The sequence below is a fragment of the Nitrospira sp. ND1 genome (genome assembly GCF_900170025.1).
Taxonomy (GTDB): domain Bacteria; phylum Nitrospirota; class Nitrospiria; order Nitrospirales; family Nitrospiraceae; genus Nitrospira_A.
In genome coordinates this window covers 14,700-30,626 of the sequence record NZ_FWEX01000005.1, presented here as the reverse complement: position 1 = coordinate 30,626, position 15,927 = coordinate 14,700, and the positions used below count along the sequence as shown (strand labels likewise).

The 15,927-nt window shown below is 59.0% G+C and carries 14 protein-coding genes; 4 read left to right on the top strand and 10 right to left on the bottom strand.

Annotated elements, in window-relative coordinates; genetic code table 11:
* Nucleotides 1-7 precede the first annotated feature (7 nt).
* Both NSND_RS00400 and NSND_RS00395 read left to right on the top strand, forming a co-directional pair.
* Nucleotides 8-2,524 (top strand): eCIS core domain-containing protein, encoded by a 2,517-nt coding sequence (locus tag NSND_RS00400; RefSeq protein WP_159450546.1) that lies wholly within the window; start codon nucleotides 8-10, stop codon nucleotides 2,522-2,524.
* Between the two features lie 183 nt (nucleotides 2,525-2,707).
* Nucleotides 2,708-3,781, top strand: a complete 1,074-nt coding sequence (locus NSND_RS00395; RefSeq protein ID WP_200810440.1) for an eCIS core domain-containing protein — start codon at nucleotides 2,708-2,710, stop codon at nucleotides 3,779-3,781.
* Between the two features lie 23 nt (nucleotides 3,782-3,804).
* Here the strand turns inward: NSND_RS00395 and NSND_RS00390 are convergent, their stop codons facing one another.
* The 8 genes from NSND_RS00390 to lexA all read right to left on the bottom strand — a co-directional run bounded on the left by NSND_RS00390 (nucleotide 3,805) and on the right by lexA (nucleotide 12,961).
* Nucleotides 3,805-4,872: a radical SAM protein gene (locus NSND_RS00390; protein ID WP_159450545.1), complete on the bottom strand. Its 1,068-nt coding sequence runs from the start codon at nucleotides 4,870-4,872 to the stop codon at nucleotides 3,805-3,807.
* Nucleotides 4,873-4,881: 9 nt separating this feature from the next.
* Nucleotides 4,882-5,157 (bottom strand): hypothetical protein, encoded by a 276-nt coding sequence (locus NSND_RS00385; protein WP_080877089.1) that lies wholly within the window; start codon nucleotides 5,155-5,157, stop codon nucleotides 4,882-4,884.
* A 302-nt stretch (nucleotides 5,158-5,459) separates the two neighbouring features.
* Nucleotides 5,460-5,639 (bottom strand): DUF5989 family protein, encoded by a 180-nt coding sequence (locus tag NSND_RS00380; RefSeq protein ID WP_080877088.1) that lies wholly within the window; start codon nucleotides 5,637-5,639, stop codon nucleotides 5,460-5,462.
* A gap of 60 nt (nucleotides 5,640-5,699) precedes the next feature.
* Nucleotides 5,700-6,977: a 4Fe-4S binding protein gene (locus tag NSND_RS00375; protein ID WP_080877087.1), complete on the bottom strand. Its 1,278-nt coding sequence runs from the start codon at nucleotides 6,975-6,977 to the stop codon at nucleotides 5,700-5,702.
* Between the two features lie 279 nt (nucleotides 6,978-7,256).
* On the bottom strand, nucleotides 7,257-8,147 hold the full coding sequence (locus tag NSND_RS00370) for a DUF72 domain-containing protein (protein ID WP_080877086.1): 891 nt from the start codon (nucleotides 8,145-8,147) through the stop codon (nucleotides 7,257-7,259).
* Nucleotides 8,098-11,199 carry a DNA polymerase III subunit alpha gene (locus tag NSND_RS00365; RefSeq protein ID WP_080877085.1) on the bottom strand — a complete coding sequence of 1,034 codons (3,102 nt, stop codon included), beginning with the start codon at nucleotides 11,197-11,199 and terminating at the stop codon, nucleotides 8,098-8,100. The genes NSND_RS00370 and NSND_RS00365 overlap by 50 nt, the downstream gene beginning before the upstream one ends.
* On the bottom strand, nucleotides 11,200-12,384 hold the full coding sequence (locus NSND_RS00360; RefSeq protein ID WP_080877084.1) for a DNA polymerase Y family protein: 1,185 nt from the start codon (nucleotides 12,382-12,384) through the stop codon (nucleotides 11,200-11,202).
* Nucleotides 12,385-12,415: 31 nt separating this feature from the next.
* On the bottom strand, nucleotides 12,416-12,961 hold the full coding sequence (gene lexA / locus NSND_RS00355) for a transcriptional repressor LexA (protein ID WP_080877083.1): 546 nt from the start codon (nucleotides 12,959-12,961) through the stop codon (nucleotides 12,416-12,418).
* Nucleotides 12,962-13,279: 318 nt separating this feature from the next.
* On the opposite strand from lexA, the gene NSND_RS00350 reads away from it, so the two are divergent.
* On the top strand, nucleotides 13,280-13,780 hold the full coding sequence (locus tag NSND_RS00350) for a hypothetical protein (protein WP_080877082.1): 501 nt from the start codon (nucleotides 13,280-13,282) through the stop codon (nucleotides 13,778-13,780).
* A 102-nt stretch (nucleotides 13,781-13,882) separates the two neighbouring features.
* On the opposite strand, the gene NSND_RS00345 is transcribed toward NSND_RS00350, so the two are convergent.
* Nucleotides 13,883-14,410, bottom strand: coding sequence for a hypothetical protein (locus NSND_RS00345; protein WP_143833334.1), 528 nt, complete (start codon nucleotides 14,408-14,410; stop codon nucleotides 13,883-13,885).
* 111 nt (nucleotides 14,411-14,521) lie between these two features.
* Between NSND_RS00345 and NSND_RS00340 the strand changes: the two genes are divergently transcribed.
* Nucleotides 14,522-14,917, top strand: coding sequence for a DUF423 domain-containing protein (locus tag NSND_RS00340; RefSeq protein ID WP_080877080.1), 396 nt, complete (start codon nucleotides 14,522-14,524; stop codon nucleotides 14,915-14,917).
* Here NSND_RS00340 and NSND_RS00335 read toward each other — a convergent pair.
* Complete coding sequence (locus tag NSND_RS00335; RefSeq protein ID WP_080877079.1) at nucleotides 14,911-15,885, bottom strand: hypothetical protein; 975 nt, start codon at nucleotides 15,883-15,885, stop codon at nucleotides 14,911-14,913. The two genes, NSND_RS00340 and NSND_RS00335, sit on opposite strands and share 7 nt — an antisense overlap.
* Between the last annotated feature and the right edge of the window lie 42 nt (nucleotides 15,886-15,927).

The following is a 15,927-nucleotide window of genomic DNA, read 5'->3' as shown; positions in this document are numbered from 1 at the left end:
GCGGGTCATGCAGGCCAGAGCGGGATCGCCTCAGCAGGAGGGGACGCTGGGGTCCTGCTGGACAGGACCGTCGATGGGCCCTCCGGTCGGAGGCCGTGATGGGCAACCTGAGGAGGGACAGGCCGCCTCCCGCCCACCCCGGATCGAGCACCATATCGGCCGATGTGCGATCTTTCCGCCCGCAGGGACTCACGGGGGAAAAGCAGAACCCGTTCCCTACCGAGCCAGCATGGAGAGGGCCTTCCAGGCCGACCTCTCTGACGTTCGAGCCTTTCGTGGTGCATCCGTTTTGCTGGCAGGGGCCGGCGCCCGTGCGGCTGCCTGGCCGGAAACATTGGCCTTCGCGTCACTGAATCCTCCCCCGCGCATCGTGGCGCACGAAGTCGCGCACGTCCTTCAATATCGCAAGACTCCGTCACCCATCGCTGAACGGCGGGGATTGGTTTCCCGTCGCGATCCGGCGGAAGCCGAAGCCGGTTGCGCCGCAGGCCAGTTCGAGTCCGATGCTCCTATTCGGGTGCAGGCCCGTCCGTCCGTGGCTCCGATGTATTACACCGACGAAGAGGAACCCGATTCAAAGGAGTTTCTGGAGGAACGCCCGCCGCTCTTTGTGGGCGAGGAGGTGGGAAGCTGGGGGAGTTCATGGCCGGCGACGTTGATTGCGCGCGAGCGACTGGCGGTGAGTGTGCCGGAGGGGCAACGCAGCCATGCCATTGTGGAGGCCATTGCACTGCGAGAGCCCATCGTGATTCTGCACGAGTACGGCCGTCTCTGGCTCTACCGGCTCGAATGGGAGGGACTCTCCGGCCGCTACTCCCGTTTTACCAATGCTGAGACGATTTTTCACAAGGGGACGAACGAGCGAGGAGACTATTCGGTCTCCAACGTTCTAGGCCGCCCGGAAGTCGAAGCCTTTGTAACGGAGGATGGAGGGGTGCTGTCACCTCCCGGAGCAGGCCGGTTGTTTTCCCACACCGGCGGGGAATTCGAGGATCCGTTGGTGTCGAAGTTTCAGAATGCGTCGGCCTTTCTCGACGGCATGGGCAGGGGCCTGGAAGGAGCGGGCTTCGAGGCCTTGGCGGAACGGCTGCGCCGTATGGCCGCCCTGAATGTGGTGTTTCCGGCACCCTTCGCGATCGGCGCTGTCCGGGGCCTGGTGGACGAAATGCTCGACCTCGTGCAATTGCTGAATCCGCAACAGTGGACGGCCATCGAGGCGGCGGCTCGGGAGACGATCCTGCTGCTGAACGATCCCGATGGCGAGATATTAGCCGCCACGCTGGGGGAAGAGTTCGGCAGAAACCAGGCGGCTGCACTCGATGGCCTCCTGCAGCAGAGCCTACCGATTTTCGCCTATGAGGTCGGCAAGTTGATCGGCCCGACGATCGTGGAACTTCTGCTCGCGCTGGTCGGCATCGAAATCGGTCCGGTGGCGATGGTGCAGAAATCGTTGGCGGCGATGAAACAGATCCCGCGCATGGCGGGCGTAGTCCGTGACCTGACACTGGTGTTTCCGAATCTACCCAATGGTCCGACGATGCCGTCCAAGCTGATTCCCGACGAGGCGTCGAGCAGCCGAACGATCACTGAGTTGCTCTCTCCAGAGGGGCTTGTGTCGCCGAGACAGGTTCCAAGGGGACTTCCCGACCTGTCATCGGAAGAGTCGGCACTCTTGGCCAGAACGGGGAATCGGAGGGAGTTTCCCGATGCATTGCCGAAGGACCTGGCCGATCAAGAACTCGCCATCGTGAAGCGTGCGGAGAAGGTTTCGATCAGCGACGGTGACGGCAAGTACATCAACGAGGTCGATCTGAAGAACGGCCATAGGTGGAAGGAGCAGCCGAACGGAACCTGGTGCCGGTTCTCAGACAACCCGACCAACTGCACCGCGCTGGTACCGACCCCAGGCCCGGTGTCACCAGGAACGATCGTGGCGAAGGCTGCGGATAGAGAATCACTGCTGGAACGTTACACGGCATGGGCCACGAATCGCGGCGCGGATCAAGTTGAGGTGGCGATACTCAAGGCGATTTCTGGAACGGGTGAGTATCCGGCCGGGACCTATGCGGTTGTGGTCGGCTCAAGGAACGGTGTGGTCTATCCGGGAAATACACCGGGAGTCAGGTGGTTGACCATCTCCCATGTGCACCCTGGTGTGGCGAATGAGCCTGGTTATCGCCATCCTTCGCTCGTGGACCTCGCAGCGGCTGAGGAGGATACAGTCCGGCTCGAAAAGCTTGTCGGAGGCGTCAGAAAGTGGATTCATTTCCAGACGCCAGAAGGGAGCTGGAATTCAGTGAAGTATGGGTATGATGCGACCATCGATCGGTATTTCGTTGAGATCGCAGGCGAGGACAGACTCACTTTTGAGAGACTGCACGATGTCACAGATGATCAACTCCGTGAGTACGATCGACTCGATGAGGCAGGGTTGGAGCAAGATCGCATCAATCTCATGAATCAAGAGAACTCCGATGGCTCGTATCTCAAGTGGTACGCGGAACAATTCAGCTTCATGCAGTAGCGATCCGGACCGAAGAGAAGGTGCAAGCATGGCGACAGGAGGTCGATGATGATACGAAGACTTCAGGTTTACTGGCCCAGTTCGGCTGTTTTGTCCACGAAACGGAGTGCCTCGTTTGATGGCCGTCGGGGTGATCGATCTTGCTCCTGCGGCAACGCCTGTCCGGATTGTCGCGCCAGACAGGTGTCAGAGAGACTTCCGCATGCCTGGACTGGCGCGACCCCATCCCTCGTCCATGAGGTGCTTGCGTCGCCGGGGGAGCCGCTAGAGGCCGGACTGCGCGCGCAGATGGAGTCGCGTTTCGGGCATGATTTTGGGAAGGTGCGTGTGCATCGCGATGGCAAGGCCGCGGATTCGGCCACGGCCGTCCAGGCCAGGGCGTACACGGTCGGCCATGAAATTGTGTTGGGCTCGGCGGCGGCCGGTTTGGGGAGAAGAGGAACCGTATCCCTCCTTGGCCACGAACTGTCCCACGTGGTGCAACAGGAAAGGGCGTTCCTGAGCTCTGGGCATCCCGGTGTGCTGCAACGTTCCGGACTTGAGGTGCCGAACGACACGCAGGGACAAGCCTCGTCTGCGTCGAATGGGCCTGAGAATCAGGCTGCCGGTTTATCCGAACCGGATTGCGACACCCGCGTGGCGGATGTGTTTCTGCTCGGAGCGATTCACTGTCCCCAGCGACCGGAATGCTGTTTCGCCCAGGTGCATGATAGGAACAATAGAAACCTCACGGGCATTTTTCGTGCAGACCATCAACTGGAAGGCAAACCGGACTGCGACTATGGCGACCAGAAACACCACGACTTCTGGTTGGCGAACCAATGGAGAATTCTCGAGATCACCACCTCGGAGATGACCGTGATGAACATGTGCGGACGGGAGGAGACCTTGAATGTGGAGGGCATCGGTACGGTCAAGGGGGAGTCGGCATCGGCCGTCGTTCCCGGTCGTGCGCCTTCATCGACGTCGTTGCCGCCGAACATCGTCGACCATACCCAGGGTATGTGGGGCAAAACACACAAGATCCATTACGATGACCAGTGCAACTCCCTCCACTTCGTCCCCAATGAACCGGGTAAAGAGATCAAGGTCTACATCTGGGATTCAGCGCAGGATAGTTTTGTGAACGCGAGTGATCCGGCCGATACCAGGACTCCCGGTCAACTCGAGCGGTTCGCCGGGATCGTGTTGAAGGAGCACAAAGACGGCGAGTGGCAAGGGACAAACTGCGGTGATCTTCCGAGGTGGGCTCTGTGAGAGGGAGGGATGCGACCCGCCTGCTACTGACTGCTTCTTTCAGATGAACAGGTCTGCATCAGGTTCTCGCGCACCTGCGTGGGGGAAAATTGCGCGGCCGCGGCATACGCCTGTTCGTACCAATTCAACACCGGCTCGTCGTCGTTGCGCACCGCCTGTTCATAGACGAGGCGGCACAGCGTGAGGAAGGCTGCATAGTCGCGGGCGAGCCAGTCTGCGGCAAGATCCGGCAACGATCGCTCCTTGATGTTTCCCCAGGACCAGGCACGCGGGAATCCATACTGCAACGGTGAGACGATGCCGCTGGTTTCGATCACCAGCGGGGCAATGACGTCGGCCACGGTCTGCGCGCCACACAATGTCGCTTCCCTCACGAAGACGCGCGTCGGATGCTCCAGCATCGCCGGAACCGTTGCGAGATCGATTTGCACTTCCAGCTTGCCCTCGTACAACTCGCGGATACGTCCGGCCTCGCAGACGGCCGCCGCATTCTCTTCGCCGTCAGGATAGGATTCGCCCAGTCTGCAGGTGGCTCTGCCGACCGGTTCAAGCGGATGGAGCTGCAGAAGGGAGGCGCCCTGCTCGACGGCAAAATCTGCGACCCACTCCAACTCGTGTACGTTGTGGAACGTGAGCGTGAAGATAAAGCCGAAGGGGATGCCGGAGGCCCGGAGTGCCGGCAAACGCGCGCACATGTCGTCGAATGCCCGCGTGGAGTTCCGCATGAAGTTGTGGGATTCCGGGATGCCGTCGAGGCTGATCGCGACCAGGTCGCAATCAGCCCCTAAGACGTTCAGTTGACGCTGATCGAGAAGCATGCCGTTCGTCGTGACGGTGGTCACGAGTCCCGAGGTATGGGCCGCCCGAAGGAGTTGGGCAAGCCCGGGATACAACAAGGGCTCGCCGCCCGACACCGACATAACCCTGTATCCGATGGAGGCCGCATCGGCGACCACTCCCTCCAGCAGATCGATCTCCAACTGTTCAGACACCGCCGGTCCCGAATCGGAATAACAATGCAAGCATTGCAGGTTGCATCGTCGGCCCGGATGGACCTGCAATGTCGGGTACTGTCCGGCTGGTCCTTGCACGATCGGTACTTAGCCTCGCAGCGTGAACTTGATTTGGGCGATGTCCGGCCGCGGCGTGCCGTTGATGAGGATATGGAGATCACGCAGTTCCTTCAATTTCGCCAGCGTGCCGAGGTTGGCCTTGAAGTTCGCCACGCCCGTCTGCACGGTGCCGATCACGACTTCCGGATGCGGCGTGCCGACCTCATGCCAATCGATTACCTTGACACCCTTCAGCCGTTTCTTGATCGCACTTGCCGCAGCGCTTAACTTCACGGATCCGCGCCCGCTTGGTTGTTTTGCCATCGGAGACCTCCTTTGGATTGTGATGGTCGCGCTCGTTCATGAGCACGTCGTGACTAGATGGGCGCACCATACAACTTATTACATAAAACGACAAGCACATCTCACCGCCCGATCACGATGAATACGTGTGATCCCGGTGAGAGTTAGGCGTACGCAGCTGCAACCGGGCAGGCAGTGATTCCTGCGGAAGGTTTCGGACTTACAAGTGTTGCGATGTGAGGCAATGCGGCAGCGAGGAATGCTGGCTGTGTCGTGGGGCAAGCGGCGCGCGCCCGCTCTGGGGGCGGGCGCGCGTACAAGAATTAGAACACGGAGTAGATGGCGGGCGCTAACACGCTTCCCTCGAGGAAGAACGCGAGCGCACTCAGGGCCATTAAGACGAAAATGATCGGCGCCAGCCAATAAGACTTTTTCTCCTTCAAGTAGATCGTAAACTCTGCAACCAGGCCTGAGTAGTCTCTCACTCGTGCGACTGTATTCATATGCGCCTCCTTGTAAACGATTGATGAGAACCTATCTTGAACCGACTGCCGGTCGACACATCACGATTTGACGGATACGATAGATGTCTGGATTCTCTCCACAGCCCGCCATCGCTGCACGCGCAAACAACATTCCCTGAACACAATGAACGAAATGATGGCTCCGGGGTAAAACCAGAAGCCTCCGAAGCGGGACGTGATTCCTCCGCAAATCAACGCCACGATCATCGATGAGAAATCAGCAACGGGTCCGAGAGGTTCGAACACCTGCATGTGTCTGGCATTAGTAAGCAGCCCGTCTTTTCGAATCAATTCCTGCTGCCAGGGGCGTTTTTCGTACGGCTTCAAGCGATCGGTTTGCGGCACGCCCGGCGCCGCCGTATCCTGAAGCACGTTGTCATCACAGGCATCGATGCAGGCGTAGCACTTGATGCATTCCGTGTTCACCACCTTGCCGTTGAAATGAAAAATTTCGCGGCTGACATCGATACCCTGGGGGCAGGCGTTGCTGCAATCCCGGCAGCCGGTGCACTGAGCCACGCGTGTGATCTTTTTTTGAACCGGGGAGATGTTCATGAGCGGGATCATCATCGTGGCATAGGGGCAGAGAATTCGGCAGAATGCGCCTTGGCCGTAGCGCAGATTCAACAGGACGCTCATGGTGAACTGAATAAAGACCGCCAACCCGAAGGCCAGCAGGAAGTCATTCCACGTCGGTTTGATTTCGAAATTGAAGAAGGCGGCCTTGGCGAATGCCTTACCTTCATACCCTGGCAAGTCTGCAATAGGCGGTGGAGTCATCACATTGACTTTGGGCGTGAATCCGACGTTGTGAATCAGAATGATGACCGGCAGCAGGAGAACGAACAGGGCCCCGATTCTCAGGAGCCAGCGGTGAGGGGTGTTGACCAGAATATTCTTCTCTCGGAGGGCGAGATACCGGCGGACCTTCAACTTACGAAGAATCCAATCGGCAAATTCGATCGCTCCGCGCATGTGGCAGGCCCAGCCACAGAATCCACGCCCCCAGATCAGGATGGAGCCCAAGATCAGCAGCACCATGATCGAGGCCGCGTTGATGGTTCCTTTGGCCAAGGACGGTACACCCATCATGGCCGTCTTTCCCCAGAGTTCGATCCCGAAGACATGCCATGAAATAAGGTGAAACACGATATAGGCATGCACCGCAGCCAACGCCATCATACGGTAGGTATGGCGTTTTGTCGGCGCCTGTGTGCCTGGAGCAGGAATTTTGCAGGAGCTGTGATGGTCTTCTACGCGGCGATCGATGGTGATGAGTTGGAGCGGCGGTGTGGTTGGAGTGGCAACAGGACTCATATATACCCCCTGAAGGTGGTAGGAGATTCCCACCTCGGCTTGGTATCCGTTGTGAAACGCTCTTGATGAAGAATAGTCGCGATCAGCAGTCTGCGCTATGCATCGAAAGACGGAGGCGGGCGCGATAAAGGTATGGGCTCGTCGAATGAACCCCTGGACCGGATGGTCCGGTTGCGTGTGGTGATGGGAAAGCTTAGAGCGGGGATAGCCGGGTCGAATTGGAGGGCGCCTGCGTGGGAAGCAGGTGATGGGCCAACATCACACTGTCAGAAGGTGCCCTTACTCGCGCAGTGATTCTACGAGGGCCTGAATCGTCAGGGGCGCATTGCCTTCCGCCCGGTTGTTGACCAGTACATAAGTGGTTCGATTTTCGCCGACTGCTTGTCGAACAAGTCGTACGGTGTCCTGCCGCATCTCAGGCAATTCACCGACAATTTTGTTGTACGGTTCGGCACGTTTTTTAGCTGCCTCGTGGGTCATCTTGAGGGGGGTCTGGAGACGAAACACACTGAACGGTGCGGTAAAGGTCCTCATCCGTTGATGCTGCTCGGCGAGGGACGGCATGAAGGTCCAGTGATTGTACACATGCGCCACGTCATGTCGTCTGAGCACCTCGTGGTACTGAGGGCCCAGCATCCCCGCATTCCGGATTTCAACGGCATACCGGAAGTCTTTCGGCAGACGTGCGAAGAACCCGTCTAATTCGCTGCAGAATTCCTGGACGGACAGTCCGTGGCGTTGAAATTCGAATAGGAACGGCCCTGTGTGCGGGCCGAATCGTGCGTCCCGATAGGGTTGTACAACCAGCTTGATGAAGGCGTCCGCGTTGAGAAAGTTCGGATTCCGCTGTCCGGCTTTGATCCCGTACCTGGCATGTGTGGCATAGGTGGGGATGGTGATTTCTTCCCAGACCTTGGCGCACATCTCGAAGTCTTCTGGGATCTGGTTGAGATACCGTGAGAGTTGGCTCGCTGTGGGAGGCCGGTAAAACGTCGCATCATTCCCCACGGTGCGAAAGAGTGGCTCGCCTTTGTAGAGATATTGGCAGAATTCCCCGAGACAGTCGCGTGTGAAGCCGGTTTTCGTATAGGTGCGAGTATAGATCTGCCCCTTCCAGCCTTCATAGGTCCAGGTGGAGGTGCCGAAGCGGATCAGGGGAGAGAGTGTCATGCCGCTCAGTGTACGGTTCTCCCGCGTCCTCCTCAAGTACGATGGTATCCTCTGCGCCGGGAGCGGATAAGGGGCGAAGTCGTGTGACTGTGACCGTCACGGTCGCAAAATGTTCTTCCACCACACCGGTGACGAGGTAGGCCTGATCTGAGGCGAGGAGGTGGCAGCACCGCCGGTAGATGTCGGGAAAAAAGGTGGCATCATACAGGCCGGTCTGATCCTCAAAGGTGACAAACTCCATCGGCTCGCCTTGCTTCGTGGACACGATTTTCTCCGTTACCATCCAACCGAGGAGGGTCACGTGCTTCCCGACATGTTGTGCCAGGTCCCGTGCCGGGAGATGCGATCGGCCCGCGACTACGTCTTTGAAGAACTCCAGCGGATGTCCGCTCAGGGGAAAGCCGAACAGCTCCAGTTCATGGCCGAGCTTCTGCTGAGCCGAGTACTCCGGTGGAATCGGCAGACAGCCCGCAGGTTTCCCCGACTGGGCGGCGAAGAGTCGCCAGATCAGCGCCGGCCGGGTCAGTTCTCCGGCGATGGAATCGAAGCAGCCCGATTTGATGAGCAGCGTGGCCTGGGCGATCTCAGGATTCACTCGGACGAGAAAATCCTGTAGCGAGCGATAGGCGCCGTGATTCTTCCGCTCCACAACAATCCTCTGAGCGAACTCTTTGCGTAGGGCTTTGAGCTGCATCAGGCCAACCTGGACGGCCCGGCCCGATCCACGATAGGCCCAGTCGCTGGCGTTAATGTCCGGTGGAAGAATCGTGAGCCCCATGCGCCGTCCCTCTGACAGATAGGCGAAGGCCGAATAATACCCGCCTTGATTACTGATAACGGCGGCCAGGAACTCGGCCGGATAATGTGCCCGCAAGTAGGCCGATTTGAAGGATACCTGGGCGTAGCTCGCACTGTGCGGCTTACAAAAGCTATAGCCTGAAAAGCTCATGATCATGGCCCAGATCTTGTCGGTCGTCGATCGGTGAACGTCTCGTGCAGCAGCCCCTTCGTAGAACTGTCGCTGATAGTCTCGCAGCTGCCGTTCCTTGTGCTTCTTGCTGAGGATCTTGCGCAGCTGATCGCCGTCGTGTACGGAGAATCCGCCCAAGGCCACCGCCACCTTCATCACATCTTCCTGGTAGACCATGATCCCGTGCGTCTCAGCCAAGACCTCATCCAGCAAGGGATGCCACGAGCGGTAGGGATGGCCGTGGGATCGGCGGACGAAGTCATCGGCATAGACATTGGCGGCGGGACGGATGATGGAAGACACGACCACCAGATATTCAAAGACATCCGCGTGGGCCCGGCGTGCCTTCGGCATGGTCGTCCACAGTTTTTTGAGCAAGAGCCTGGTTGCCGGAGACTCGACATAGAAGCAGCCCATTGTATCCCCGCGGCGGATCAATTCCTGTGTGACCGGATCGCTGATCGGATCCCAGAGTTCGTAGTCGATCAGGCGGCCGGTGTTGCGGTGGACGGCAACCAGGGCATCACGAATGACGGCGAGGGAACGATTGCCGAGCAGGTCGATTTTGACCAACCCCGCATCCTCAGCCTGGTCTTTTTCCCATTGAATGACGGGCCAACCGGAAGCAGAGGTTTCCACCGGAACATACCGGCGGATCTCATCGGGAACCAAGACCACTCCGCCGGGGTGGAGGCTGAGATGGCGGAAGTGTCCCTGCAGTTGTCCGGCCCGGAAGATAATGTCCGGCCAGGGTGGGCGCAATTGCAGGGCGCGACAGACTTCGTTTGCCCAGGTTTGTAAGGTCGAATCCTCGGTCACATTCACGAAATCGGCGCGTCGATGAAGCAGATCCAGCACCTTGCCGATCTCAGCGGCCGGTAGGCCGTAGACCTTGGCAATCTCACGCATGGCTGCACGCGGGGCAAGGGTATTTTGATTGGCGACCATCGCCGCTTGTTTTGCCCCATAGCGCGCAAACACCCGTTCGAGAATCTTCGAACGTTCGTCCCATGGAAAGTCGATGTCAATATCCGGCGGGTCATGCCGGCCTGGGTTCAGGAAGCGCTCGAACAGCAGATTGTGTCGAATCGGATCGACATGGGTGATGCCCAGACAATAAGAGACGATTGAGGCGGCTGCGGATCCTCGTCCACAGGTACGAGGCGCTTCCCGGACAATCTCATCGACCACCAGAAAGTAGTCGGCATAGCGTTTTTCTCGAATCACAGCCAACTCTGCTTCGATCCGGTGCCGCACCGTCTCGGATAGGGCGCCATAGCGCCGCTGTGCGCCCTCGTAGGTCTTCGTGCGCAGCGACTCAAATGCAGCTTCTGTCGAAAGTTGACGGAACGAGGGGAAGATCGTTTCTTTGAAGCTCCAGTTGGTGAAACAGTCGTCGGCAATACGCCGGCTGTTGGTAAGCGATTCGGACACATGCGGCAAGTACCGCTCAATGACTGTCGGCGGCATGAGCCAGTGGGATGGTGCACAACAGCGTTCCGGGCGGAGCCGGGACAATGTCGTGTTGTCGGCGATGGCGCGCAGCAGACGATGCGCATCGAAGTCGGCAGGATGAAGACAGGCTGCGCGGGTGGTGGCCACCGGCGGCAGCCTGTTGTCCCGGCTGAAGGTGAGCGCCTCCTGGATATCCGATCCCGGAGAAAGTTCGACATACAAATCTTTCGGGGAGTCCTTGCGCCAAGCTTTTAATGCTGACAGGTCGTCGGACAGAATGATTAACCCGGCTCGATAGCCTGCCACAGCCGCGATGAAATCGAAGGTGCTCTCCTCGTGACGAGCGGAGAGAAGACGGCAGAGATTGGCATAACCAGCCGGCGTTTTGGCCAACAGCACTGCACGGTGTGCCTTATGAACGAGCTCAGCCCCGAGGATCGGTTTCAACCCTTCGTGCTTCGCGACCTCTAAAAACCGGATGGCTCCATACAGGCCGTTGGTATCGGTGAGGGCAAGCTTGTCCTGCCCTTGTGTGCGAGCAGCCTGACAGAGGGTTTCAAGCGTCGGGATGCCCCACATGGGCGAATAGGATGAATGGGTGTGGAGATGCACGAAGCCGGACGACATTCACTGCGTTCTCCCATAACGGATCGCCTGTTCACCGAACCGTTGATGCAGGTGGTCGAGGGCGACGGCGAGTCGCCGGCTCCGGTTACGAGCCCATTGCTCCTCCGGTGGCCGTTCTTCGAACAGCGATCCCTGCTCAGCAAAGCCGGTGAGGTCGGTCAACGTGACCGTCATCACGCGAAGACGGATACGCCGCCGGAAGGCGCGTTGAAAGAGCCCCTGGAGCAGTCCGGAGAGATCGATCTCCCAGCAGGTTTCCGGAATCACCCGCGCCTTCGAGGTGACCTCGCGCTGATCGCTGTGGCGAAGGGTCAAGGAGAGCCCGCCACACATCCGGTGTTGGCTACGGAGGGTGCGACAGAGTCTTTGCAGGCTATCTGCCAGTCGTCCCTGGAGCCGTGCATCGTCCACCTCATCGGGGTTAAGGGTGACGGTGTCGTTCAGGACCGGATGGGCGACCGGCGGAAGGACCGGCGTTGGGTCGATGCCCTGTGCCCATCGGGATAGTTGTCCGGCATAGTTGCCCAGTGCCGCTTCGAGGGCGTCTAGAGGGCTGTCTGCCACGTCTCCCAACGAGCGGAGGTTGAGATCGTGCAATCGCTTCAGTACCGTGCGCATGCAGGGGCGATGCACGCCGGGCAAGGCTCGAATCGACAGAGGGGACATAAAGAAGCGCTCCGATCCCGATTGGACATCGTAGAGTTCGGAGGGTTCCACCAGGGTCGCGGCTGTCTGTGCGACGAGTTTATTGCTTCCCACGCCGGCCACGCCTTCGAGGTGAAACTGTGTGAGCACCTCCGCTTGAATTGTGGCCGCCACATCACAGGTTGACCCGAAGAGGCGTGTGGTCCCGGTGAGGTCCATCAGGAGAGAACCGGGGAGAACGGGCTCCCAGGTCGGAGCATACCGCTGGATCACACCGAGGATCGAATGGTTGGCTGTGGCGACCTGGCGAGGATTCGGGGGACGAACGTGCAGGGACGGGCAGAGGCGGCGCGCTCGGTCGAGTGTCATGCCGACGTGGAGGCCGTCTTGTTCCGCCTCGGTGGAGATCTCACGAAGAAGCGCACGAGGAGTGTCGATCGTGGCGATCGCGAGCGGACGGGTTCTGAGTAATGGCTGGCTCAACCGCGCCAGCGCGATTTGCAGAGAGGGGATGGCAAAGCAGACAATCTGACGATCCATGGTCTTCGCTCACGCGGTCTGATGAGCGCACCTAGCGTTTCAGATGCCGGATCACGCCGACGACAATGCCCTCAATGTGAAACGTGTCGGTTTCGTGCACCAGGATAGGCGTCATGGCTTCGTTGGCCGGGTGCAACTCGATTACGCCTGCTGTACGGTGATAGGTTTTGATCGTGGCCTCGCCGTTCAAAAGGGCAATCACGGTTTGGCCGTTTCGAGCCACATCTTGTTTCTGTACGACGACCACATCGCCGGGGAGAATGCCGTCGTCGCGCATGGAGGTTCCCTTGACCCGCAAAGCAAAGGTTTCTCCTCGCCCGAGCATGCTCTTGGGGACCTCAATGCGTTCGGTTTGAGGGATGGGTTCGACGGGATCGCCTGCAGCCACAACCCCGACGAGCGGAATCCGGGATGACTGTGCGAAGGATTGCAGCGCCACTTCGACGACGCCGGGGATTGCGCGTGTCCCGCCTTCATAGCGAGCAATGGCGAGCCGCTTGCGTTTGAGCTGGTCCGCAAGGGCTTGTTGGGTGAGACCGAGAGCCAATCTGGCGCGTTTGAATTCTTCAGGGCTCATGTATCCAATGGATACATGAGCAGACTGTTTCTGTCAATGGTGATTGAGAGGGTCACAGGACCTGGCAGCTTGCAATTTGAGCCGGTGCGATGTGCGAACTATTCTCTGCACACATTGAGCCCCGTCAAAAACCTTTATGAAGAAACTCAACGTGCTAGAGTGGGGCGGCGCATTCATCGATCTTCTAGGTTTCGGACCGTTTTCAGAAGGGTATTTGCCGATGTATTCCGCGTCCTGGGCATATGACGATGTCTGATATACTTGCCATAGTTGACCGTGGCATCGTACTTTTGACGCGCTCTTGCGGGAGATTCAGGGATGGTACAACGCACCGCCGAGGTCACTGTGCCGCACGATAATTCTTCAGGGCCGACAGATCCCAAGGAACCACCCGCGGGAGCAGTTCCTGGTCCTGACCTGGTCGCATCGAACGGTCCGACCCCTCTCCGCTGTCCGACCCACAAATGCAACGGGCTCCTGAGCACCGACGCCTCCGGTTACGATCCTTATACCGGGTTGGACGTACTGGTGTGCACGCAGTGCAAGCATCGAGGGTTTCGATCCCGTGAAGGTGTGATCCTCTTGTTTCGAGGCGGGTATGAGTTCAAGTTCAGCTATGGGCCGTCACTGCAGACGATCACCGTTGTGCTCAGCTCTGCGTCGGTCAATCTGTGGAGCACGCACGGTGTGAACGATGAGCAACTGGCAAAGATTGCGGCGGAATGGAGCCTGCTGTGTGGCAATACGACGAAGCGGGTGCATTTAGGCATTCCCGCTGAGGAATTTGCCGACTTCTATCTCTACTTCTGCCAAAAGTGACGCGGTCGCAGTCGATACGATCAGGTCTTCCTCCCGTCTCCGCAGCAGTTTCCCTCAGCGATTCACTTTTCGGTCATCCGAAGCAGAGTCGGCCGGGGGCGATCACCATTTCCCCAACCAGTTCCGACAGCCTGCATAATACGACGCAATCGCGATGGCCAGGATGAACAGAATCTGCATCACGTGCTGGACGAGCACGCTCGGGTCGATCGTTCGAGTCACGAAGAGCACGCCGGCAGCCACCAACGTGACGATGAACGTGGTGCGCTTCGGGCAGAGACTGCCGTCACGCTTGCTCTGAGCTGCCAGCACAATCCACACGCAGGCCCAGCCGATCGCCCCGACGACAAGCGCGGCGGCAAGATCGGTCATGCCGACCATCAGACTGCTGAGCCCTAATTCCATCTTCGGGCGGCGTGGCAGTTCGATGCGTATGCGATAGAGTTCGCCGACAGAGAGCGCCAGCCAGATCAGCAGAATGCCGAGCAGAAAACTGCCGCGCCCCATTTCGTCCGGGAACAGGCGTTTGCGAACCGTTATGTCGGAGGCGGGTTTTATGGGGAATCCCTGGAAGTGCGGCGTAAAGTCGTAGCCGCATTCGCAATATTGAGCGGCGTCAGGATTCGCCATCAGGCAACGGGGACATTCAAGCGGGGTAGGTGTGCCCATTTTTTAGCGAGAGTCGTGTTAGAATCGCGCGCCGTGCCTTTGCCAAGGGCCGTGGCTGTTCAGGAGGATCGTATGGCTGTGTCGGCGCGCTCGTTCCGGTTTGTGTTTCTCGGCGGCCTGTTCGCTGCAACATCCGTGGCCGCAGGTGCCTTCGGCGCCCATGCGCTCAAATCGATTCTGGATCCCTCCATGCTTGCCGTCTATGAAACGGCGGCACGCTACCAAATGTACCATGCTCTCGGTCTGTTTGTCGTAGCCTGGCTGGTTCGTGAGACGGACGATTCGCTGGCGGTGAAGGCCGGTTGGCTCTTTTGCATCGGGATTCTCTTGTTCAGCGGCAGTTTGTATATCGTGGCGCTGGCGGGAATCAAGTGGATGGGGGCGATGACTCCCTTCGGCGGTGTCTCCTTTATTTCCGGATGGGCCTGTGTGGCCTGGACCGCCTGGCGCGCGGAACGTGTTCAGTGATGCTGGCGACGTGGTGACGGCGCAGGTTTTCCCCCTCCGTCCGTCACGCAGGTCGCGGTACGTTTGCCGGTAATCGACCCCCATCCGCCTGCCGTATTCACAAATGTTCCTTCCAGGCGTTGGCCTTCTCCGGAAAATAACAGACTGTCTTCCTGCACACCCGCCCTGGTTTCCCATCGCAAATAGACGCTGTCGCCAAGGACGATGATTTCCGCAGGACTGGTCGACGACGCGATTCCAGGCGGGGCGAAGATCACGGCCGTTTTTTCCTCGCGATGGTTCTGATGATTGTGAATCGACCATTGCCATGTGCCGCACAATCGTGTGAGGCCACGCTGCTGACGGACCTGATCCTTCCAATTGTAGAGACGGAACCATTCCCGATGTACGGTATCGATTGCCCATGCTTCGATTTGAGCGGCCGTTCCCTGTAGGGGGACGGCTGCTTCCTGTGTCGGGAATTCTTTGAGCAGCGCCAACAGCTGGCGCAGAGGTGTCTCCAGGGTCGTGCCTTCGGTCAACCAGGTCATCTGGGATTCGATCTGTCGCTGTAGGCTCTCCCGTTGTTCTATTCCCGCGGAGATACTGGAATCTTTGGCGGCTTCTGTGAGTTGCCATGCGGCAAGTCCCCGCACGAGTTCATTGGCCGACTTGGTGAGATCGGGGATCAGGAGTTCCTGGCTCATGGCAGGCGTGAGACCCTTGGCTCCGAGGGTCATGGCGACGTCGTTCAAGCCCAGCTGCGGGCCGATTACCGTCTTAAACAGGCTCAGCGAATCGCCCTGGGTTGGGAGGGCCGCCAGCGGTGCGGCATCGGCCCGCACCAGGTCGTGAAAGGCGGGCAGGCGATTGGCAAGAGTCGGTTTGGCTTGGGGCGACGGCTCATCGGCTCCGGCAACGACTGCCGCCGCCAGCAAGGCGGTGACACAACAGGCGATGAGCAGGGTGCGAACTGAATGATTCGGCATGAGTGCGAATACTTTCTTTCCGTGCGGAGCAGCGGGCGAGAG